This window comes from Ramlibacter lithotrophicus, assembly GCF_012184415.1.
Taxonomy (GTDB): Bacteria; Pseudomonadota; Gammaproteobacteria; order Burkholderiales; family Burkholderiaceae_C; genus Ramlibacter; species Ramlibacter lithotrophicus.
Map to the genome: position 1 here is coordinate 236493 of NZ_VTOX01000001.1, position 19463 is coordinate 255955.

27 protein-coding genes are annotated in these 19463 nt (G+C 70.7%); 12 read left to right on the plus strand and 15 right to left on the minus strand.

Annotation, left to right across the window (positions count from 1 at the left end; all coding sequences use genetic code 11):
* Positions 1-5 precede the first annotated feature (5 nt).
* The 6 genes from RAMLITH_RS01115 to RAMLITH_RS01140 all read right to left on the minus strand — a co-directional run bounded on the left by RAMLITH_RS01115 (position 6) and on the right by RAMLITH_RS01140 (position 2451).
* On the minus strand, positions 6-608 hold the full coding sequence (locus RAMLITH_RS01115; protein WP_181017732.1) for a hypothetical protein: 603 nt from the start codon (positions 606-608) through the stop codon (positions 6-8).
* Positions 609-653: 45 nt separating this feature from the next.
* Entirely contained in the window at positions 654-941 is a 288-nt protein-coding gene (locus RAMLITH_RS01120) for an encapsulin-associated ferritin-like protein (RefSeq protein ID WP_168105497.1), read from the minus strand.
* A 108-nt stretch (positions 942-1049) separates the two neighbouring features.
* Positions 1050-1244, minus strand: a complete 195-nt coding sequence (locus RAMLITH_RS01125) for an acetyltransferase (RefSeq protein ID WP_168105498.1) — start codon at positions 1242-1244, stop codon at positions 1050-1052.
* 28 nt (positions 1245-1272) lie between these two features.
* Complete coding sequence (locus RAMLITH_RS01130; RefSeq protein WP_168105303.1) at positions 1273-1596, minus strand: hypothetical protein; 324 nt, start codon at positions 1594-1596, stop codon at positions 1273-1275.
* A 112-nt stretch (positions 1597-1708) separates the two neighbouring features.
* A complete protein-coding gene (locus RAMLITH_RS01135; RefSeq protein ID WP_168105499.1) occupies positions 1709-1879 on the minus strand; it encodes a hypothetical protein in 171 nt (56 codons plus the stop codon).
* A 95-nt stretch (positions 1880-1974) separates the two neighbouring features.
* Positions 1975-2451: a hypothetical protein gene (locus RAMLITH_RS01140; protein WP_168105500.1), complete on the minus strand. Its 477-nt coding sequence runs from the start codon at positions 2449-2451 to the stop codon at positions 1975-1977.
* Positions 2452-2590: 139 nt separating this feature from the next.
* On the opposite strand from RAMLITH_RS01140, the gene RAMLITH_RS01145 reads away from it, so the two are divergent.
* Complete coding sequence (locus tag RAMLITH_RS01145) at positions 2591-2818, plus strand: hypothetical protein (protein WP_168105501.1); 228 nt, start codon at positions 2591-2593, stop codon at positions 2816-2818.
* 18 nt (positions 2819-2836) lie between these two features.
* Here RAMLITH_RS01145 and RAMLITH_RS01150 read toward each other — a convergent pair whose 3' ends face one another.
* Positions 2837-3076: a hypothetical protein gene (locus tag RAMLITH_RS01150; RefSeq protein ID WP_168105502.1), complete on the minus strand. Its 240-nt coding sequence runs from the start codon at positions 3074-3076 to the stop codon at positions 2837-2839.
* A 165-nt stretch (positions 3077-3241) separates the two neighbouring features.
* Here RAMLITH_RS01150 and RAMLITH_RS01155 point away from each other — a divergent pair, with 165 nt between their 5' ends.
* The 3 genes from RAMLITH_RS01155 to RAMLITH_RS01165 all read left to right on the plus strand — a co-directional run bounded on the left by RAMLITH_RS01155 (position 3242) and on the right by RAMLITH_RS01165 (position 5028).
* A complete protein-coding gene (locus tag RAMLITH_RS01155) occupies positions 3242-4066 on the plus strand; it encodes an exodeoxyribonuclease III (RefSeq protein ID WP_168105503.1) in 825 nt (274 codons plus the stop codon).
* Positions 4067-4196: 130 nt separating this feature from the next.
* Positions 4197-4766: a hypothetical protein gene (locus tag RAMLITH_RS01160; protein WP_168105504.1), complete on the plus strand. Its 570-nt coding sequence runs from the start codon at positions 4197-4199 to the stop codon at positions 4764-4766.
* 121 nt (positions 4767-4887) lie between these two features.
* Positions 4888-5028, plus strand: coding sequence for a hypothetical protein (locus tag RAMLITH_RS01165; protein WP_168105505.1), 141 nt, complete (start codon positions 4888-4890; stop codon positions 5026-5028).
* Positions 5029-5092: 64 nt separating this feature from the next.
* On the opposite strand, the gene RAMLITH_RS01170 is transcribed toward RAMLITH_RS01165, so the two are convergent.
* From RAMLITH_RS01170 to RAMLITH_RS01200, 7 genes are all read right to left on the minus strand, one after another.
* Entirely contained in the window at positions 5093-5407 is a 315-nt protein-coding gene (locus tag RAMLITH_RS01170; RefSeq protein ID WP_168105506.1) for a hypothetical protein, read from the minus strand.
* Between the two features lie 165 nt (positions 5408-5572).
* Positions 5573-6154 carry a type 1 glutamine amidotransferase domain-containing protein gene (locus RAMLITH_RS01175; RefSeq protein WP_168105507.1) on the minus strand — a complete coding sequence of 194 codons (582 nt, stop codon included), beginning with the start codon at positions 6152-6154 and terminating at the stop codon, positions 5573-5575.
* Between the two features lie 112 nt (positions 6155-6266).
* On the minus strand, positions 6267-7208 hold the full coding sequence (locus tag RAMLITH_RS01180) for a PLP-dependent cysteine synthase family protein (protein WP_168105508.1): 942 nt from the start codon (positions 7206-7208) through the stop codon (positions 6267-6269).
* Positions 7209-7305: 97 nt separating this feature from the next.
* A complete protein-coding gene (locus RAMLITH_RS01185) occupies positions 7306-7788 on the minus strand; it encodes a hypothetical protein (RefSeq protein WP_168105509.1) in 483 nt (160 codons plus the stop codon).
* Positions 7785-8672 carry a DMT family transporter gene (locus RAMLITH_RS01190; RefSeq protein ID WP_337786085.1) on the minus strand — a complete coding sequence of 296 codons (888 nt, stop codon included), beginning with the start codon at positions 8670-8672 and terminating at the stop codon, positions 7785-7787. Before RAMLITH_RS01190 ends, RAMLITH_RS01185 begins: the two co-directional genes overlap by 4 nt.
* An 83-nt stretch (positions 8673-8755) precedes the next feature.
* Complete coding sequence (locus tag RAMLITH_RS01195; protein WP_168105510.1) at positions 8756-9394, minus strand: LysE family translocator; 639 nt, start codon at positions 9392-9394, stop codon at positions 8756-8758.
* A 45-nt stretch (positions 9395-9439) separates the two neighbouring features.
* Positions 9440-9961, minus strand: coding sequence for a GNAT family N-acetyltransferase (locus tag RAMLITH_RS01200; protein WP_168105511.1), 522 nt, complete (start codon positions 9959-9961; stop codon positions 9440-9442).
* A gap of 131 nt (positions 9962-10092) precedes the next feature.
* On the opposite strand from RAMLITH_RS01200, the gene RAMLITH_RS01205 reads away from it, so the two are divergent.
* The 3 genes from RAMLITH_RS01205 to RAMLITH_RS01215 are packed head-to-tail and all read left to right on the plus strand — an operon-like array spanning position 10093 to position 13096.
* Positions 10093-11076, plus strand: a complete 984-nt coding sequence (locus RAMLITH_RS01205) for a tripartite tricarboxylate transporter substrate binding protein (protein WP_168105512.1) — start codon at positions 10093-10095, stop codon at positions 11074-11076.
* A gap of 10 nt (positions 11077-11086) precedes the next feature.
* Positions 11087-11560, plus strand: coding sequence for a tripartite tricarboxylate transporter TctB family protein (locus RAMLITH_RS01210; protein ID WP_168105513.1), 474 nt, complete (start codon positions 11087-11089; stop codon positions 11558-11560).
* A gap of 33 nt (positions 11561-11593) precedes the next feature.
* Complete coding sequence (locus tag RAMLITH_RS01215; protein WP_168105514.1) at positions 11594-13096, plus strand: tripartite tricarboxylate transporter permease; 1503 nt, start codon at positions 11594-11596, stop codon at positions 13094-13096.
* Between the two features lie 30 nt (positions 13097-13126).
* Here the strand turns inward: RAMLITH_RS01215 and RAMLITH_RS01220 are convergent, their stop codons facing one another.
* The gene (locus RAMLITH_RS01220; protein ID WP_168105515.1) at positions 13127-14188 is read right to left on the minus strand and encodes an Ldh family oxidoreductase; all 1062 of its coding nucleotides are present in this window, start codon (positions 14186-14188) and stop codon (positions 13127-13129) included.
* A gap of 121 nt (positions 14189-14309) precedes the next feature.
* Between RAMLITH_RS01220 and RAMLITH_RS01225 the strand changes: the two genes are divergently transcribed.
* From RAMLITH_RS01225 to RAMLITH_RS01245, 5 genes are all read left to right on the plus strand, one after another.
* Positions 14310-14591 carry a hypothetical protein gene (locus tag RAMLITH_RS01225; protein WP_168105516.1) on the plus strand — a complete coding sequence of 94 codons (282 nt, stop codon included), beginning with the start codon at positions 14310-14312 and terminating at the stop codon, positions 14589-14591.
* A gap of 100 nt (positions 14592-14691) precedes the next feature.
* On the plus strand, positions 14692-15147 hold the full coding sequence (locus tag RAMLITH_RS01230) for a CHRD domain-containing protein (RefSeq protein WP_168105517.1): 456 nt from the start codon (positions 14692-14694) through the stop codon (positions 15145-15147).
* 52 nt (positions 15148-15199) lie between these two features.
* Positions 15200-16792: an FAD-dependent oxidoreductase gene (locus tag RAMLITH_RS01235; protein ID WP_168106397.1), complete on the plus strand. Its 1593-nt coding sequence runs from the start codon at positions 15200-15202 to the stop codon at positions 16790-16792.
* Positions 16792-16980, plus strand: coding sequence for a hypothetical protein (locus tag RAMLITH_RS01240; RefSeq protein WP_168105518.1), 189 nt, complete (start codon positions 16792-16794; stop codon positions 16978-16980). Before RAMLITH_RS01235 ends, RAMLITH_RS01240 begins: the two co-directional genes overlap by 1 nt.
* A gap of 91 nt (positions 16981-17071) precedes the next feature.
* A complete protein-coding gene (locus RAMLITH_RS01245) occupies positions 17072-19459 on the plus strand; it encodes a YgiQ family radical SAM protein (protein ID WP_168105519.1) in 2388 nt (795 codons plus the stop codon).
* Positions 19460-19463: the final 4 nt, after the last annotated feature.

The window sequence follows — 19463 nt, forward strand, 5'->3', positions numbered from 1 at the left end:
CCGGCCTACTTCGCCGCGGGCCTGGCGCGGGAGGCGGCGCCTTGCGGACTGCCGCCGGCGCCGTTGGGCGGCACGCCCAGCCGCTTGGCCACCGACTGCTCCAGCGCCCGCACCTTCGGCTCGATCGTGCCGCGCGTTTCGGCGACCAGCTTGTCGGCCAGCGCCTTCTGCATGTCGTCGCCCATGCGCTGGAACCGGGTGTAGACCGGCGACTCGACGATTGCCACCAGCTGCTTCAGTTCCTCTTCGCTGAACTTCTCTTCGAGCAGGGCGCCGACGCTGGCCGGCGCGATCTTGACGGCCCGCGCCTGCGCCAGAGGCACGGCCTCCGCGAGGTACTTCTGGACGTCGGCCTGGATTTCCTTGGCGACCGCTTCCTGCTTGTCCTTGGCGACGCGCGCCGGCAGCGCGCTGGCGGCATTGCCCATCAACTCGATCGCGGGCTGTTCGACCAGGCTGCGGGCGATGTTTTCGATTCCCGCCTGCTGCTGTTTGAGGATGCGGGCGACCAGGTCCTTCTTGGCAGGGCTGGCGGGGCTGGCGGGCGCCTGGGCGTGGGCGGCGAAAGCCGCGCCGAGCACGATGGCCATGAGTGATTTCTTGAGCATGACCGATCTTACCTGCCGTGGCGCGAGGACCCCGGCCGCCGCGTCTCAGTCGTGCGTGAGGCTCTTGTCGGTGAACAGGTAGTCGCGCAGCTCGTGATCGAAGGACGCGTCCTTGCGCCGGATCCACTCCAGGATCATCGCGGCATGCTCCTTCTCCTCGTCGCGGTTGTGTTCGAGGATGGCGCGCAGCACCGGGTCGGTGCAGGCGTCGACGCGCTGGTTGTACCAGTCGACCGCCTCCAGTTCTTCCATCAGGGAAGTGATGGCGCGGTGCATGTCGCGCGTTTCCGCGCGCAATTCGTTGACCGGCTCGTGGTAGCCCTCGTTGGCCATCTTGATCCTTTCGTGCGCGGCAGCGCCATGCGGGAAACGGGCGCGCCGGCGATCGGACCAAGTATAGGCGCGCCCCACGGCGAGCGGCCGCGCCTGCCCGGGGGGCGCTCAGCGGCCGGCGCCTGCCGGGCCGCGGCCTGCCTCGGCGGCGATCCGCTCCAGGTCGAGCGACTGGATCGCGCCCACGGCCGCCTCCCAGCGCCCTTCGGCGCAGAGGCCCGAGATGCCGGCATCCTCGTAGGCGGCGAGCGCCGCCTCGATGCAGGCCCGGCGCACCGCGTCCATGAGTTCGTGGTCGGTCATGGCCCGATTGTGGCCGGACCGGCCGTCCTCAGTGGCGTCGTGGATTGTTGGGCCGGGCGTCGTCGCGATTGCGCACTCCGTCGCCGTCACGATCGCGGTCGAAGCGATTCGGGATGCCGTCGCGGTCGAGGTCGCGCTCGCCGCGGGGGCGGCGATGATGCCCGCCGTGGTCGTAGATGTATGTCGGCGCGGTCTGCACCGTGTAGGGAACCGTGTTGCCGTAATAGACGGAGCCGCTGGAATAGTACGGACTCGTCGGGTAGACGGCGCCGCCGCTGTAGTACGGATCGCCACCGTAGGCGACGCATCCGGACAGGCCGGCGACGGCGAGGAGGGGGACCAGCAGCTTCATGAGGTACTCCTTGCGGGCCCGGGGCCCTTGGCTCATTTCACCCCCGCCGCGTAAGCCCCGGGTGTCCCCGGGGTAGCGCAAGGGTGTCTGCTGGTGACGGGGTGTTTCCTCGTCAGCCGCCCTGGTGCGCGCGCTTGCCAGGGTTCTTCTTGCTGCGTGTGGCGACCCCGCGCTCCAGGCTGATCCGCTGGCCCCCGCCGCTGCGCGGCGGCGTGTAGCCCTCCATCGCCTTCGGCGCCGGTGCTCGCTTGCGGTCGGCTTCGGTCACGATCTTGTTGCCCATGGATGCTCCCTCGAAAAAAAACGGAACCGCGATTGCGCCACAGCGCGGCCACCGTTGCCGGGCGGCGGACCTGAGTCCCGGCGCGGCGTGGGGATTCACGGGCAGGCGACGAGGCCGCAGAGACCGCTGCACACGCCACCGGGACCGACCAGCAACGGGCCCATCTGGTTGAGCCTGCGTCCCTCGCTGTCCCAGCACCCGGCAGGATCGCAGGCGGTGATGGCGGTCGGCCGCGGCACGGAAAGTGGCGGCGGCGGCGGCGCAGGTGCCGGCGGCAGCTCCGACGGCTGGCGCCGGGTGGCGATGGTGGGCTGCACCACCTGCGGCTGCCCGGCTGCGCCGGGACGCCGGCGGGCGCCGTCGTCGCTCGCGCCCAGGCAAGCCTGTGCCGCCCGGTGCCGTGCCTGCTCCAGGCGCCCGCCGGCCGCGGGGCGCTGCGCCAGCGCCGCCTCCAGTTCGGCCCGCGCCACCGCGCATGGCGCGGACCGCAGTGGGTCCGCAGCACCGCGCTGCGCGAGGGCAGGCGCCGGTCCGAAGAGGAGGAGGGCGCTCAGCGCGGCAACGGGTCTCATGGATGTTGGAGGCGGCGCGGCGGCACAGGTTCTCGCGGCTTCGTCCGACACCGGGCGTCGCGGCCGCGGCCTACGCTGGTCATCAGGAGGCCCTGGACCCATCCAGCCGTTTCGTGGCTTCCAACGACGGAGGGCCGCCATGGCTTCGCGCAAAGACACAGCTCCCAGCCGAGGAGTGGCCGGGGAACGCAGCGATACCGATTCGATTCCGGCGCCGAGCGACATCGGCGACAACAGCGCCAGCGAGCTGATCGAGGCGCCGCTCAAGCCCGGCCACGATCCACTCGACGCGCACGACTTCGGCGATGGTGGTGGCGGGGGTGGGGGCGAGGCGTTCCGCCGCACGCCGCGGCCCGCGCCACGGTAGCGGGACAGGACACCAGCTTCACGACGGCTGGCCGGCGTCCTGGTCCTTGATGAAGCCGGGCGCGTTGATGTCCTGCCCGGGCTTGGCCTCGCCGGACTCCGGCGTGCCGTTGCGCTCGCGGCTCGAGCCGCCGCGCTCGCGTCGCTCGTGCCCGGCGGGGCCCTGCCGCTGCTGGCCGGGACTGCGCTGCGGCTCGGCCATCGGGGTGTCGTCGCCAATCACATCGGCATTGGCCGCTACGGTGGTGAATCGGATCATGGTCGTCCTTGGGACCCGGCGCGCCGCCGGGGGCGGCAAAGTCGCCGGTCGTTTCGTCCCACTATGCGCCGGGGCCACGACGGTCCCTGTAGGACGCGGCCCCGGCACGAGTGTCCCGCCCCCGCGCGAGCGGCAGGCGCGGCGGGCTTGCGCGATGATCGGTCCATGAAGATCGCCACCTTCAACGTCAACGGAATCAAGACGCGCCTGCCCAACCTGCTGGAGTGGCTGCAGCGCGAACAACCCGACGTCGCCTGCCTGCAGGAGCTCAAGGCGCTCGACGGGGCGTTTCCCCAGGTGGCGCTGCGCGAGGCGGGCTACGGGTCCCTCTGGAAGGGCCAGCGCTCCTGGAACGGGGTGGCGATCCTGGCCCGTGGCCTGCAACCGGTGGAGATCCGGCGCGAGCTGCCCGGCGAGCCCGGCGACGAACATGCGCGCTATCTGGAGGCGGCGGTGGACGGCGTCGTGGTCGCCTGCCTGTACCTGCCCAACGGCAACCCGCAGCCGGGACCCAAGTTCGACTACAAGCTGGCGTGGTTCGAGCGGTTGATCGCGCATGCGCGCGGCCTGCTCGGGTCGGAGCATCCTGTCGTGATCGCGGGCGACTTCAACGTGGTGCCGACCGACTTCGACATCTACAACCCGCGATCGTGGCGCAAGGACGCGCTGTTGCAGCCGCAGACCCGCGACTGCTGGCGCCGCCTGCTGGAGCAGGGATGGGTCGACGCCATCCGCCACCAGCATCCCGGCGAGGCGATCTTCACTTTCTGGGACTACTTCCGCCAGCATTGGCAACGCGACGCGGGGCTGCGCATCGACCACCTGCTGCTCAACGCGCGGCTCGCGCCGGCGCTCGTCGCGAGCGGCGTCGACCGGTGGGTGCGCGGGCAGGATCGCGCCAGCGACCATGCGCCGGCCTGGGTGGAGCTGGACCTGGAGCGGATCGCGGCGCCGGCGCCCGCGCCGGCCGCCACTCGTCGCCGGCGCTGAGCGCGGCCCGCCTGTCGGCGGCCGCCTACGCGCGCCGGACGCAACGCCCGACCCTGGCTGAGCGCGACGGGCACCACACTGGGGTGTGCCCGCGCTGCGCCGCCGGGCCTTCGACCACAGGAGGGTTCACATGGCGAAGATCTTCAGCACGTTTGTCGACCACGCCGCCGCCGAGCGGGCGGTGGACCAGCTGCTCCATGCCGGCTTCGCGGCGCCGGACGTGTACATCGATCCCGCCTCGCAGCGCAATGTGCCCGGAGCGGGCGATCGGGCGCACGATGGCGACACCCAGGGCCAGGAAGGCCATGGCGTGCTGCAATCGATCGGCCACGCCGTCGCGAGCGTCGTCGGCATGGACACGCCCGACGCGCAGGCGCAGCCGTACCTGGAAGGCCACCGCCACGGCGGCACCATCGTCGTAGTGGACGCCATCGGCGATGCCGAGGCCGCGCAGGCCGAGCAGCTGCTGCGGGCCGCCGGCGGAATGGACGTCCACCGCGCCGGCCGGCGCCCGCCGCCCTGGGGGCGCGGGGGCACCCCGTCGGCGCAGGACGAAGACGATGCCAGGAACGCGGAGGCGGAGCGCCGCCGCACGGTGGAGCGCGCGCTGGCTGCCGACCAGGCGAACAGCGAACGGGCATGGGATCCCGACGCGCCGCCGGCCGCCGCCAGCGACCGCCCCGATCGGGCGTCCAGATAGCGTGGCGATGGACCCGCGTGGCGCCGCCGCGCAGCGACAAGGGCTCGCGGTGGATTCCTACAGCGACCGCCGGACGCTGTCCTTAGCCTCTCGCGCATTGCTTCGAACGGCGAGAAACGAAATGCGCTTCCACTTCGTCATGCTGCTGATCGTGGTCCTCGTCTCGCTGAGCATGCACAGCATGGCGAGCGCCGCAGCGCAACCGGCAGGCGCCGGTCTCCGCGCCGGCATCGAAGCGGACGCGATGACGCCCCGGCATTGACTGCCGGCGAACCGCACGGAAAAGGGACGCCGCGGCGTCCCTTTTTCCTGGCGTGCGCGCAGTGTCAGCGGTTGCGGTCGCTGCCCTGGCTGCCCTGGCTACCCTGGTTGCCCTGGTTCCAGCTCTCTTCGTCGTCGTCCAGGCTCGACTGCCGGCCCTGTTCGCCGCGGCTTGCCTGTCCACGGTCCTGCTGCTGGTTGCCCATGGAGCCGCCGCGCTGGTCCTGCTGCGAGCCCTGGTTGCCCTGCTGCGATCCCCGGTTGGCCTGGCCACGATCCTGCTGGTTCTGCTGCTGGCTCGAACCCTGGTTCGAGCGCGAGCCCTGCTCCTGCTGCTGGCCGCGTTGGCCGCCCTGGTCGTTGCCCTGGTTTTGCGCCATCGATGTCTCTCCTGAAGTTGAACACTGGCGTGGCCGGATCGCCAGCCACCGGAACCACTCTAGGGATCCGGCTGTGGCGCGCTGTCGGACAAGGGTGCGAACGGCCTGTAGGACCGCTTCTCTGCCGTTTACGGCTCGTGCGTCAATGCTGCGGCACGAAACAGTTCACCCATGCGCGTGGGCGGCGTGCAGCTGCGCGTCCAGCAGCGCGATGAACTTGTCGTTGAACTGCGGGAGGTCCGCCGGCTTGCGGCTCGACACCCAGTTGCGGTCCACCACCACCGGTTCATCGCGCCAGTGGCCGCCGGCATTCACAATGTCGGCCTGCAGCGTCGGCCAGCTCGTCAGGGTGCGGCCGCGCACCATACCGGCCGAGACCAGGAGCCATGGTCCGTGGCAGATGACCGCCAGCGGCTTGTCCTGCTGGTCCATCGCGCGCACGAACTGCTGCGCGTGCTGGCTGGCGCGGATCATGTCGGCATTGCGCACGCCCCCAGGGACGAGCACGCCGTCGAAGGCCTCCGGCCGCGCTTCTTCCAGCGTGAGGTCGACGTCGAAGTGGTCGCCCGGGCGGTCGTGGTGGAATCCCTGGATGCGGCCGCGGCTCACCGCCAGGAGGCGGGTGGTGACGCCGAGCTCGTCGAGCGCCCGGCGCGGCTCGACCAGTTCGGACTGCTCGAACCCGTTGCCGGCCACGATGGCGACCGCCAGGCCCGACAGGCGTTGGGAAGGTGCTGTCTTGTCCATGATCAGCCAAGCGTAGGCCGGGGCGGGGTGGCTGGCTGTCGGATGGCGACGCGTTGCGCGTAGGAGTTTGCGTGTGCCCCGAGCGGCACGCCGGCGGCGCGGACCGCGCGCCTCACCGGCTGGCGCTGGCGTAGAGGTCGGTGGACAGGTACTTGAGGCCCGAGTCGCACGCCAGCGTGGCCACGGTGCGACCCGGTCCCAGCTGCCGGGCCAGGCGCAGGGCAGCGAAGACGTTGGCGCCGGTCGAGGTGCCGGCGAACAGCGCTTCGTCGCGCGCCAGCCGCCGCGCCATCTCCTTGGCCTGCGCCGTGGACACCTGCACGATCTCGTCGGCGATGGCGGCCGTCCACATCGGCGGCACGAAGCCGGGCCCGACGCCTTCGATCTTGTGGGCGCCGGCCGCGCCGCCGGAGAGCACTGCCGATTCGGCAGGCTCGACGGCGGCGATGCGGATCTGCGGGTCGAGCTCGCGCAACACGGCGGCGACCCCCTTGATGCATTGCGCGGTGCCGACCGACTGCACGAACGCGTCGATGCGCCGCCCCGACTGCTCCCACAGCTCCCGCGCCAGCGGCGCGTAGCCGGCGGCTGCCTGGGGATTGTTGAACTGGTCGGCATAGAACGTGCCGGGCGCCGCCGCCAGTTCGCCCGCCTTGTCAATCATGCGCTGGATCAGCTCCTTCGTGGTGCGGCCGCCTTCGCTCGGAATCTCGACCACCGTCGCGCCGAGCGCCCGCATGTGGTCGCGTTTCTCGCGGCTGAACGCGTCCGACGTCACCAGGGTGGCCGGATAGCCCAGCGCGGCGCAGACGAACGCCAGCGACGTGCCGGTGCTGCCGCCGGTGTACTCCACGAGCGTGCCACCGCGGGCGAGCCGCCCAGCGGCCGCGGCGCCTTGCACAACGGCCAGCGCCATGCGGTCCTTCATGCTGCCGGTCGGGTTGTGGCTCTCCAGCTTGACCAGCACGCGGGCGCAGCCGCCGGGGACGAGCTGGCGCAGTTCGATGACGGGCGTGTTCCCGACGGATGCGAGGGTGGTGGGTCCGGATGCCATGGTGCGGGCGGTGTCGCGGGCCGATGGAGCTCGGCCGAGGCCCGGAGGATAGCGCCTGGCGCGGCTCGCTGTGCCGCAGCGGCGGCGGCCGGGTGCATCAGCGCTCGCGCACCGCCAGGGCGAATGCGACGGCGAAGGCGAAGGCGAGCAGCAGCCCCCATTTCAGCGATGCGGCCAGCGCCGCGGCCGTGTACGCCCAGGGAACGCCGAACCGCGGCACTTCGGTGAGCCACAGATGCAGGGCGTTCTCGGTCGAGTCGAACGCGGCTGCCAGCGGCAGGGCCCACTTCGCCCAGCAGCGCAATGCCGGCTGGCCGGCGAACAGCGCCGTGCGGGTGGCCAGCAGCCAGCCGAAGGCGCCGTAGCAGGCGAGCAGGGCGAAATCAGCCGGGAAGTGCGAGCGGTACCGCGCCAGGTGCTCCGCAGGCCAGAGATGGACGACCTGCCCGAACACGCGCGGCGAGAACGCCAGTTGCAGGGTGAGCACGCCCGGCTCGAGCGGCGCGAGGTAGAGCGCGATGCCGGCGAAGAGCGCTGCGGCCAGGCCGCCGGTGGCCCGGACGAGGAATACCGCCTTCATGCACGCGCCGTCCGGTGCGCCACGGGCGCGGTCCGGCCGACGGCGACGACCGCGACCACGAGCGCGGCGACCATCCAGGTCACGATGTCGCCCGGCTCGCCGAGCAGCAGCGCCGCGGCGAGGATCGTGAGGAACGGCTGAAGCAGCTGTGTCTGTCCCACCCGGGCGATGCCGCCCAGCGCCAGCCCGCGGTACCAGGGAATGAACGCCAGGAACTGGCTGATCACCATGACGTACCCGAAACCGGCCCAGGACTCGACGGGCAGGCGGATGGTCGAAGGCGCGGCCAGCAGCACGGGCACGAGCAGCACCGGCGCGCTGAGGACGAGCGCCCACGAGATCACCTGCAGTCCGCCCAGCGTCCGGGAGAGCCGGGCGCCTTCCGCGTAGCCGATGGCGGCGCTGATCACCGCGCCCACCAGCGCCGCGTCGGCCAGCGCCGGCGCGCCGCGCGACTGGGTGAGCGAGTAGCCGGCGACGAGCGCCGAGCCGACCACGGCGCAGACCCAGAAACGGGCCGATGGACGTTCGCCGGAGAACAGGGCGGCGGTCGCGGCGGTGGCCAGCGGAAGGATGCCGAGCACCACGCCGCCGTGCGAGGCATCGACATGCCGCATCGCCCAGGCCGACAGCAGCGGAAAGCCGACCACGACGCCGGCGGCGACGACGGCCAGCGACCTGAGCTGCTGGCGCGAAGGCAGGGGTTGCCGCGTCGCGAGCAGGAAGACGCCCGCCAGGAGCGCCGCACCCACGGCGCGGCCGAGCCCGACGAAGACCGGATCGAGCGCCCGCACCGCCACCCGCGTCGCGGGCAAGGTCACGGCGAACGCCACCACGGCCAGCAGGCCGAGCAGGTAGCCGAGGTTTTCGTCGCGGGCGGTCACTGGCAGTCGCAGGAGGAGGGCCGATCATAGACAGGGGCAGCCGGCCGCGACGTGACGCGGGTCTTGTCGTCAGCCCGCAGGGCTCAACCTGCCCGGCGCTGTTCCACCGCCAGGCGCACGGCGAGTCCGGCGAGCACGCAACCCATGACGTACTGCTGGATGGCGAGCCAACGCGGGTGGCGCCCGAACCAGCGGGCCAGGGCGCCGGCCGACAGCACGATGGTCAGGTTGAAGCCGAAGCTGATGGCCAGCTGCGTGAGCCCGAGCACGATGCTCTGCCCGAACACCGATCCGTGGTCGGGCGAGACGAACTGCGGAAAGATCGACAGGTAGAAGACGGCGATCTTCGGATTGAGCAGGTTGGTGACGAATCCCATCACGAACAACCTGCCGGGCGGGTCCCGCGGCAGCTCGCGCGCCTCGAACGGAGAGCGGCCGCCGGGCCTGAGCGCCTGCCAGGCGAGGTACAGCAGATAGGCCGCGCCGGCCCACCTGAGCACGTCGTACGCAAGCGGCACCGCCATGAACAACGCCGTCAGGCCCAGCGCGGTCGCGAAGATGTGGACGAAGAAGGCGGTGATGACGCCGAACAGCGAAATCACCCCGGCGCGCCGCCCCTGGCACAGCGACCGGGACAGCAGGTAGATCATGTTCGGCCCCGGCGACAGCGTGATCAGCAGTGCCGCGCCGACGAACAGCAGCCACTCGTGCAAAGGGACCATGGCGTTCGCGACTGTGGTTCTTGCGGGAAGGGCAGGGCACCCGGCTCAGCGCCGCGCGGGACCGTCCGCCTGGAATGCCTCGTGGAAGGTGACGGTGCCTCGCGGGACACGGCCGTCGAACGACAGCGCGAAGAACACTTCCGGTGGAACTCCCTCGTAGACGAGGCCGGGGACGTTCCCGAACCCGAACCGCCGGTAGTACCCGGGATGTCCCACGAGACAGCAGCCGCGGGCCTGCAAGGCCTGGAGCCGCGACAGTCCCTCCCGGATCAGCGCCTGCCCGATGCCGCGGCGCTGGTAGTGCGGGAGGACCGAGACCGGTCCGAGTCCGTACCAGCGCGTGGTGCCGTCTGAGAGCGTCACCGGCGAGAAGGCGACATGCCCCACCACGCAGCCGTCGAGTTCGGCGACCAGCGACACGGTCAGCGCCTTCGCCGCGCGCAGCGCCCGGACGATGAACTGCTCGGTGTGGCTGCTGACCGGCAGCGCCTCGAACGCCGCGACGGTGACGTCGTCGATGGCGTGCTCGTCGGCGCGCGTTTCGTCGCGGATGATGGCGGCGTCCATGGGAGGCTCATTTTCGCCGGATCGGGGCCGTAGCCAATTCGGCCGCTATGGTTCCCCCTAATGGCCCGGACGGAGGTCCCCGTTAGATTGCAAGTTGTCGGACAACTTCGCACCACAACAAGGAGACTCGCATGGTCACCCGTTCCCGCCGTTCACTGCTTGCCGCCGCGGCCGCCGCATTGGCGCTCGGCGCCGCCGCGCTGCCGGCTGCCGCCCAGAACTACCCAACGCGCCCGATCACGCTGATCGTGCCGTGGGGCGCCGGCGGCGGCACCGACGCCACCGCCCGGATCATCGGCAGCCTGATGGAAAAGGACCTGGGGCAACCGGTCAACGTCGTCAACCGCACCGGCGGCAGCGGGGTGGTGGGTCATGCGGCCATCGCCTCGGCGCCGCCGGACGGCTACACGATCGGCCTGGCCACGGTGGAAATCGGCATGATGCACTGGCAGGGCCTGACCCAGTTGTCGGGCGCGTCGTACACGCCGATCGGCCTGGTCAATGCCGATCCGGCGGGCATCCAGGTGCGCGCCGACGCGCCGTACAAGACCGTGAACGACCTGCTGGCCGCGATCAAGGCCAATCCGGGCAAGTTCAAGGCGTCCGGCACGGGGCAGGGCGGCATCTGGCACCTGGCGCTGGCCGGCATGTTGCGCGACCTCAAGATGGATCCGGCGTCGGTGCCCTGGGTGCCGAGCAACGGCGCCGCGCCCGGGCTGCAGGACATGGTGGCCGGCGGCATCGAGATCGCTCCCGTCTCCCTGCCCGAAGCGCGCTCGCTGATCGACGCGGGCAAGGTCAAGAGCCTGGCGATCATGAACGACAAGCCGTCGGCGCTGTACCCGAACGTACCGACGCTCAAGTCGGCGACCGGCAGCGACTGGACGATGGCCGCATGGCGCGGCATCGTCGCGCCCAAGGGCCTGCCCAACGACATCCGCGACAAGCTGGCCGCCTCGGTGAAGAAGATCGCGGCCAGCAAGGAGTACAACGAGTTCATGGCCAGCCGCGGCTATGGCGTGATCTACGCGCCGCCCGAGGAGTTCGGCAAGTACATGGCCAAGTCGGATGCCGAGATGGGCGTCACGATGAAGGCCGTCGGCCTGGTCAAGTAGACCGGCCGGCGTGAAACTCAACGACGCGATCTTCGGGCTGGCGCTGCTGGCCCTGGGCGTGGCCGTGCTGTTCGGGGTGCAGGGCTTCCCGAAGATCCCCGGGCAGCCGGTCGGCCCGGCGCTGTTTCCCGGACTGATTGCGGCGGGCCTGTGCATCGCCGGCGTGCTGCTGGTGGTGCAGGGCCTGCGGCGGCAGGCCGGCCAGCCATGGCTGGCCTGGGACAACTGGGTGCGGTCGCCCCGGCACGGCGCCGCGCTCGCCGTGCTGCTCGGGTCGGTGCTGTTCTACATCGCCGCGGCGGACCTGCTGGGCTTCCTGCCGACGGCTGCGCTGATCCTGCTGCTGCTGTTCGGCGTGCTGCGCGTGCCGGTACCCCGGGCGGTCCTGCTCGCCGCGGTGGTGTCGCTCGCGATCCACTTCGCCTTCTACAAACTGCTGCGCGTGCCCTTGCCATGGGGCGTGCTGGCGCCTTATGCCTGGTGACGGCGCACCGCGCGCGCTGAAGGAATCCGCTGCATGCTGACTGCCGTGACCCAGGCGTTCGCGATGGTGTTCGAGCCGTACACCATCATGGTGATGATCGGCGCCTCGCTGTTCGGCCTGTTCGTGGGCTCGGTGCCGGGCCTCACCGCCACGATGGCGACGGCGCTGCTGGTGCCGGTCACCTTCTTCATGCCGCCGATCCCGGCCATCGCCGCGATGGTCACGGCCACGGCGATGGCGATCTTTGCCGGTGACATTCCCGGTTGCCTGCTGCGTATTCCGGGCACGCCGGCCTCGGCTGCGTACACCGACGAGGCCTACGCGATGACGCGCAAGGGCCAGGCCGAGAAGGCGCTCGGCGCGGGACTGGTGTTCTCCGCGATCGGCGGCCTGTTCGGTACGGTGGTCCTGATCGTCGCCGCGCCGGCGCTGGCCAGCTTCGCGCTGAACTTCAGCTCGTTCGAGTACTTCTGGCTGGTCCTGCTGGGCCTGACCTGCGCCGTGTTCATCACGTCGGGCAACCCGCTGAAGGGCATCGTCACGCTGCTGCTCGGGCTGCTGGTCGCGTGCGTGGGACTGGGCAACCCGGCGGGCTTCCCCCGCTTCACGTTCGGCAACAACGAGTTGATGGGCGGCATCGGCATGATCCCGATGATGATCGGCATGTTCGCCATCTCGGAGATCATCCGCTACGTGGTCGACACCAGCCCGCCGCCCGACCTGGTGGTGGAGAAGGTGGGGAACGTGCTCAGGGGACAGTGGCGACTGGCCCGCCAGTACCCGCTTCAGATCCTGCGCGGCAGCACGCTCGGCACCGCGGTCGGCGCGCTGCCAGGTGCCGGGGCCGACATGGCCGCCTGGATCTCGTACGCGATGAGCAAGAAGTTCTCGAAGGAGCCGCACAAGTTCGGCACCGGGCACGTCGAGGGCATCGTCGAATCGGGCGCCGCCAACAACAGCTCGCTGGCGGGTGCCTGGATTCCGGCGCTGGTGTTCGGCATCCCGGGCGACTCGATCACGGCGATCGTGATCGGTGTGCTGTACATGAAGAACATGAATCCGGGGCCGACGCTCTTCACCACCAACCCCCAGAACATCTATGCGGTGTTCATGCTGTTCATCATCGCCAACCTCATCATGATCCCGCTGGGCATCCTGTGCATCAAGGTGGCCAAGCGCATCCTGCTCGTGCCGCGCAACGTGCTGATGCCGACGATCCTGCTGTTCTGCATCGTCGGCACGTTCGCGATCAACAACACGCCGTTCGACGTCGGCGTGATGCTGGCGGCGGGGGTCGTGGCCTACCTGCTGGAGGCCAACGGGTTCCCGATCGCGCCGGCGATCCTGGGGGTGGTGCTGGGCGGGATGCTGGAGGAGAACTTCATCACCTCGATGATCAAGTCCAACGGCGACCTGGGCGCGTTCTTCTCGCGCCCGATCGCGATGGGGCTGGCGGCGGTCACGATGCTGGTGTGGTTCGCGCCGGTGCTGCTGCGCCGCTTGCGGGCGGCGCGGTCGCGGCCCGTGCCGACCTGAACCGCTGAATGCGGCGTCCGGCGGCCCGCATTACAAGTCCGCTGGTGGCGGAAGCGGCACCGAGAGCTTGCCTGCCCACGCCTCGAGCGCCGGCATGATCGACGGATAGAGCGCCACACCCTGCGCGCGCTGCTGCGCGGCGAGCTGCAGGCCATGCTCGCCCGGCGTGCGCACCGGCGTACCCGCGTTCGCGGGACGCGAGGCGCGGCAGCGCTGCGTCACGGCGCCGGTCTGCCGCGTGAAGGCATCGATGCCCGCGAAGGCGCGCGGATCGATGATCTGCATGAACACGGTGGCGCCCCAGCCCTCGCGCGGATCGGCGCGGCCATGGCCGGCCAGGCCGCCCGTGAGCGCCTCGACCAGCAGCGTCAGGCCGTAGCCCTTGTGCCCGGAATCCATGCCACCGAGCGGCAGGATGGTGCCCTTGGGCTCGTCGAACAGCACGGCCGGATCGTCGCTCGGACGGCCACGACCATCGATCACCCAGGGCGCCGGCAGGCGCCGGCCCTCCTGGTGCAGCCGGTTGGTGAGGCCGTTGGTCGTCGCCGAGGTCGAGATGTCGACGACCACCGGCAGGCCAGGCGTCGGGATGCCGGCCGAGATGGGGTTCGGGGTGAACACCGGATCGAGACCGCCGAACGGAGCGACGCTGGCGACGTTGGGATCCGAGCAGGCCAGCAGCATCAGGAGCCCCTGGCGCGTCGCGCGCTCGTGGTAGGCGGCGAGGCACGCGATGTGATGGCTGCGGCGGATCACCACGGTGCCGGTGCCGCAGCGCTTCGCGCGTTCGGTTGCCGCGTCCATCGCCCGCAGCACCAGCCAGGGTCCTGGCAGCCGGCGGCCGTCCCACGTCAGCGCAGCGGGCGCGTCCGCGACGACCTCGGGCTCGCCTTCGCGCGTCATGGAACCGGACTCCAGCTCCGCCAGGTAGGGCGCGAGCAAGGCCAGGCCATGCGTGCTGTGCCCCATGAGGTCGGCCTCGACGAGGATGCCGGCGACGGCTTGCGCCTTGTCGTGCGACAGGCCTGCCGCCTGCAGCAGCTGCGTGGCGAATGCGGTGAGGTCGTCTGCGTGCCAGGTGGGTGAGCTCATGCGGCACTGTAGCGTCGGTCGCGGCGCCGCGCCCCGGCGGTTCCACCGATTGCAGCCGGCGTCCTACATCGCCGCCGGGACGGCGGCGCTACCTTGGGATCAGGACCAAGGAGCCTTCCAGATGAGCAACACCAGCATCGGCCGGGGCCCGGCCCACGGCAGCAACGAGAACCACGCCAGCGATCCCACCCACACCACCCTGGGCGAGGAAGCGTCGCAGGAGGATGCGCCGAGCGGCAGCGAGTCGCTCACGGGCGCCGACATGCCCGCCGGCGTTCCCGGCGGCCAGCCGAAGCCTGGCATCCGCAAGGGCCCGCAGTCGTATCCGGACGGCCCCAACGTGGAGGCGAGCCCGTGGGAACTGGACGCGGCCAAGGGAAAACCGCCCAGGGACAAGGCCTGAGCCCGCACCGACGGTGCAGGCGCGTCGGCGCCGTCCTACGGGCGGCGTGCGTGTGCCTGCCCACAATCGGCAGTTCCCCCGACACTCAAGGACCAGGCCGATGAACCGTCATACCTTCCTGCGCGCCGCCTGCGCCGCCGGCGCCCTGTCGCTCGCCGTCGCGGGCTGCGGCCAGTTGCGCCCCTCGCAGCGGGTCGACATCTACGAGGCGACGCTCACCGGGGCCGAGGAAGTCCCGGCCGTCGCCACGCCGGCCAGGGGCATGGCCGAAGTCCACCTGGACACGATGCGCAACCTGGTCACCTGGAAGGTCACGTTCAGCGGGCTCTCGGGCCCGCCGACCGGCGCCCACATCCACGGGCCGGCCGCGGCGGGGCAGAACGCGCCGGTCGTGGTGCCCTTCACCGGGCCGCTCGGCCTGGACATCCGCGGCCAGGCGTCACTCACCCCGCAGCAGGTCGCCGATCTCGCGGCCGGCCGCTGGTACGTCAACATCCACTCGGCGGCCCACCCGGCCGGCGAGATCCGCGGCCAGCTGCGCCTGCGCGGCCGGTGAGTCACCCGCCGCCCCCGCGCTCGGGCGCCAGACTGGTTGCGGGAGACCTTGCCTGGTGACTGGAAACTCCGCCGCTTCGGATCGACGCTGGCCCGTGCTGATCGCGGGCGGCGGCCCCGTCGGCCTCGCGTTCGCGGCGCTGCTGGCGCGACATGGCGTGCGCAGCCGGGTGGTCGAAGCCGACGAGGGTTATTGCACCGGCAGCCGGGCCATCTGCATCTCGCGCCGCTCCCAGGAAATCCTGGCGTGGGCCGGTGCGCAGCAGGCGCTGGTCCGCACCGGCCTGCCGTGGACCGGCGGGCGCAGCTTCTGGCGCGACACCGAGGTGCTGCAGTTCCGGATGCCCAGCGAGCCGACGCAGCGCTTCGCCCCGATGATCAACATCCAGCAGTACCACGTGGAGCGGTTCGTGCACGAGGCGCTGCAGCACGCGCCGCAGCTTGCGACGGTGAGCTGGGCGAGCCGGGTGAGCGCGGTGCGGCCGCGCACGGACGGCGTGGAAGTCGACATCGAGGGGCCGCACGGCAGCGAAACCGCGCTGTCGGACTGGCTCGTCGCCTGCGACGGCGGCCGCAGCACGGTGCGCGAGCAGCTGGGGCTGCAGCTGGAAGGCACGCAGTACGAAGGCCGCTACGTGATCGTCGACCTCGTGCAGAAGACGAAGCGGCCGGTGGAGCGGCTCGCGTGGTTCGACCCGCCGTCCAATCCGGGATCGACCATCCTGATGCACCGCCAGCCCGGCGACGTGTGGCGCATCGACTACCAGATCCGCGACGACGAGGATGCCGCCGAGGCCGTGAAGCCGGAGAACGTGCTGCCGCGCGTGAGCAGCCATCTGGCAATGATCGGCGAGGACGAACCGTGGGAGCCGCTGTGGATCTCGATCTACAACGCCAAGTGCCTCACGCTGCGCGACTACCGGCACGGGCGCGTGTTCTTCGCCGGCGACGCCGCGCACCTGGTGCCGATCTTCGGCGTGCGCGGCCTCAATTCGGGTCTGGACGACGCGGGCAACCTCGCGTGGAAGCTGGCCCGGGTCATCGAGGGTAGCGCGCCCGATGCGCTGCTGGACAGCTATTCGGCCGAGCGCGTGCCGGCCACGCACGAGAACATCGCCTACGGCGCGAAGAGCACCGAGTTCATGGCGCCGCCGAATTTCGCCTTTCGGCTGATGCGCGAGGCCGTGCTGCGGCTGGCGGTGTCGGATCCGTCCGTTCGCTCGCTGATCAATCCGCGGCAGACGGCGCCGGCCGCCTACGCCGCCTCCCCGCTCAACATTCCCCAGCAAGGCGAATGGACCAGCGCCCTGGCGGCACCGGGCATGCCGGCGCCCGAGGCGCTGCTTTCCGCGCCGCACGGCGACATGCACCTGACGCAGTGCTTCGGCAAGGAATTCGTGTGCCTGGTGTTCGGCGACGGGCCCCTGCCCGAGGCGGTGGCCGAGCTCACCGGGCACGGCCTGGCCGTGCTGGACATCCCGCCCGAGGCCGATCGCCTCGGCCAGGCGCGCGAACGATACGGCCTGCCCGCGGGCCCGGCGCAGGGCCTGGTGCTGGTGCGCCCGGATGGCTACGTGATGGGTCGCTGGCGCGGCCTCGACCCGGCGGCGCTGCTGGCCGCAATGAACGAGAAGGAACTTGCCTGATGACCGACCAGGACCTCGACCGCAGTTACACCACCTTGTGCCAGTCGCTGGCCGCCGTCGGCGAAGAGCGGGCCCAACTGTTCCTGTCGATGCTGTGCCTGGCGCTGATGGCCCGCCATGAACGCGCGGACGACGTGCTGCCGCTCATCGCGAACGTCCAGGCGCAGTGCGCCGCGGAAGCGCAGTGACCGGGCGGCGGAAGACGCAGCCGGAGTACCCATGACGGCGGCTGGAAACGGGCTGCCCGCCTAGAATGGCAGGTTCCCCCGAAGACCCCCGATGAACGCCCCCGTCGACGTTTCCTTTTTCGCGCGCGCCGCCAGGCCGATCACCAGTTACCGCAAGTACTGGGCGGCCCGCTTCGGCGCGGCCCCGTTCCTGCCGATGAGCCGCGCCGAGATGGACAAGCTCGGCTGGGACAGCTGCGACATCGTCATCGTCACCGGCGACGCGTACGTGGACCATCCGAGCTTCGGCATGGCCGTGATCGGGCGCGTGCTCGAAGCGCAGGGATTTCGCGTCGGCATCATCGCGCAGCCGGACTGGCAGAGCGCCGAGCCGTTCAAGGCGCTGGGCAAGCCGAACCTCTTCTTCGGCGTCACGGCGGGGAACATGGATTCGATGATCAACCGGTACACCGCCGACCGCAAGATCCGCAGCGACGACGCCTACACGCCCGGCGACGTGGCCGGCCAGCGGCCGGACCGCGCCGGCATCGTGTACAGCCAGCGTTGCCGCGAAGCCTACAAGGACGTGCCGATCGTCCTCGGCGGCATCGAGGGCAGCCTGCGCCGCATCGCGCACTACGACTACTGGTCGGACAAGGTGCGGCGCTCGATCCTGGTCGACTCGAAGTGCGACCTGCTGCTGTACGGCAACGCGGAGCGCGCGATCGTCGACATCGCGCATCGCCTGGCGGCCAGGGAGCCGGTGGAGCGGATCACGGACATCCGCGGCACCGCGTTCATCCAGCGCCAGAGCCCGGAAGGCTGGTTCGAGATCGATTCGACGACGGTGGACCAGCCCGGCCGCGTGGAAGACCACGTCAACCCCTACCAGACGACGTCGGAGCAGGCGGCGGGGCAGGGAACGACGTGCGCGAAGGAGGACGGCTCTTCTTCACTCCCTCCCCCTCCGGGGGAGGGCGGGGGTGGGGGCAACGAGCGGCCGCTCATCTTCATGCCCAATCCCAATCTGACGGCGGGCAGCCCCCACCCCAACCCTCCCCCAGCGGGGGAGGGAGCAACAGTCAAGAGCGTCCAGACCGACGCTGCTCCAGCAGCGGAGGGAGAACGGAAGCGACCCCCGCCCCGTGACCGCACCGTCATCCGCATGCCGTCGTACGAGCAGGTCAAGGCCGACCCGGTGCTGTATGCGCACGCCAACCGCGTGCTGCACCTGGAGACCAACCCCGGCAACGCGCGGGCGCTGGTGCAGGCGCACGGCGACCGCGACGTGTGGCTCAATCCGCCGCCCATTCCACTGACCACCGCGGAGATGGACCACGTGTTCGGCCTGCCGTATGCGCGCAGCCCGCACCCGCGGTATGCCGACGAGCAGGGCGGCCACTACGGCGCCACGAAGATCCCCGCGTGGGAAATGATCCGCTTCTCGGTGAACATCATGCGCGGCTGCTTCGGCGGCTGCACCTTCTGCTCGATCACCGAGCACGAGGGCCGCATCATCCAGAGCCGCAGCGAGGACTCGGTGATCCGCGAGATCGAGGAGATGCGCGACAAGGTTGCCGGATTCACCGGTGTCGTTTCCGACCTGGGCGGACCGACGGCCAACATGTACCGCCTGGGCTGCCGCAGCCCCGAGATCGAGGCCGCCTGCCGCAAGCCCAGTTGCGTCTATCCGGGCATCTGCCAGAACCTCAAGACCGACCACGGGCCGCTGATCAGGATCTACCGCCGGGCGCGGCAGCTCAAGGGCATCAAGAAGATCCTGATCGGATCGGGCCTGCGCTACGACCTCGCGGTGCAGTCGCCCGAGTACGTGAAGGAACTGGTTCAGCACCACGTCGGCGGCTATCTCAAGATCGCGCCCGAGCACACCGAGCAGGGGCCGCTGTCCAAGATGATGAAGCCGGGCATCGGCAACTACGACAGGTTCAAGGTGCTGTTCGACAAGTACAGCGCCGAGGCCGGCAAGAAGCAGTACCTGGTCCCGTACTTCATCGCCGCGCATCCGGGCACGACCGACGGGGACATGATGAACCTCGCGCTGTGGCTCAAGAAGAACGGCTTCCGCGCCGACCAGGTGCAGGCGTTCTACCCGAGCCCGATGGCGAGCGCGACGGCGATGTACCACACCGGCAAGAACCCGCTGCGCAAGGTCGGACGCGAGAGCGAAGGCGTCGACATCGTCCGCGGCGAGCGCCGGCGGCGGCTGCACAAGGCCTTCCTGCGCTACCACGACGCCAACAACTGGCCGCTGCTGCGCGAGGCTCTGAAGGCGATGGGCCGCGCGGACCTGATCGGCAGCGGCAAGCACCAGCTGGTGCCGGCCTTCCAGCCGGTCACCGGCGGCTGCTACGAGAGCGCGCGCAGGAAGAATTCGACGCCGGCCAAACCGGCCACGCCGGCCAAGGGCCGGCTGCTGACGCAGCACACCGGGCTGCCGCCGCGCCCCACCGGGGCCGCCAAGCCCCCGCGGGCGCGCTGACGGC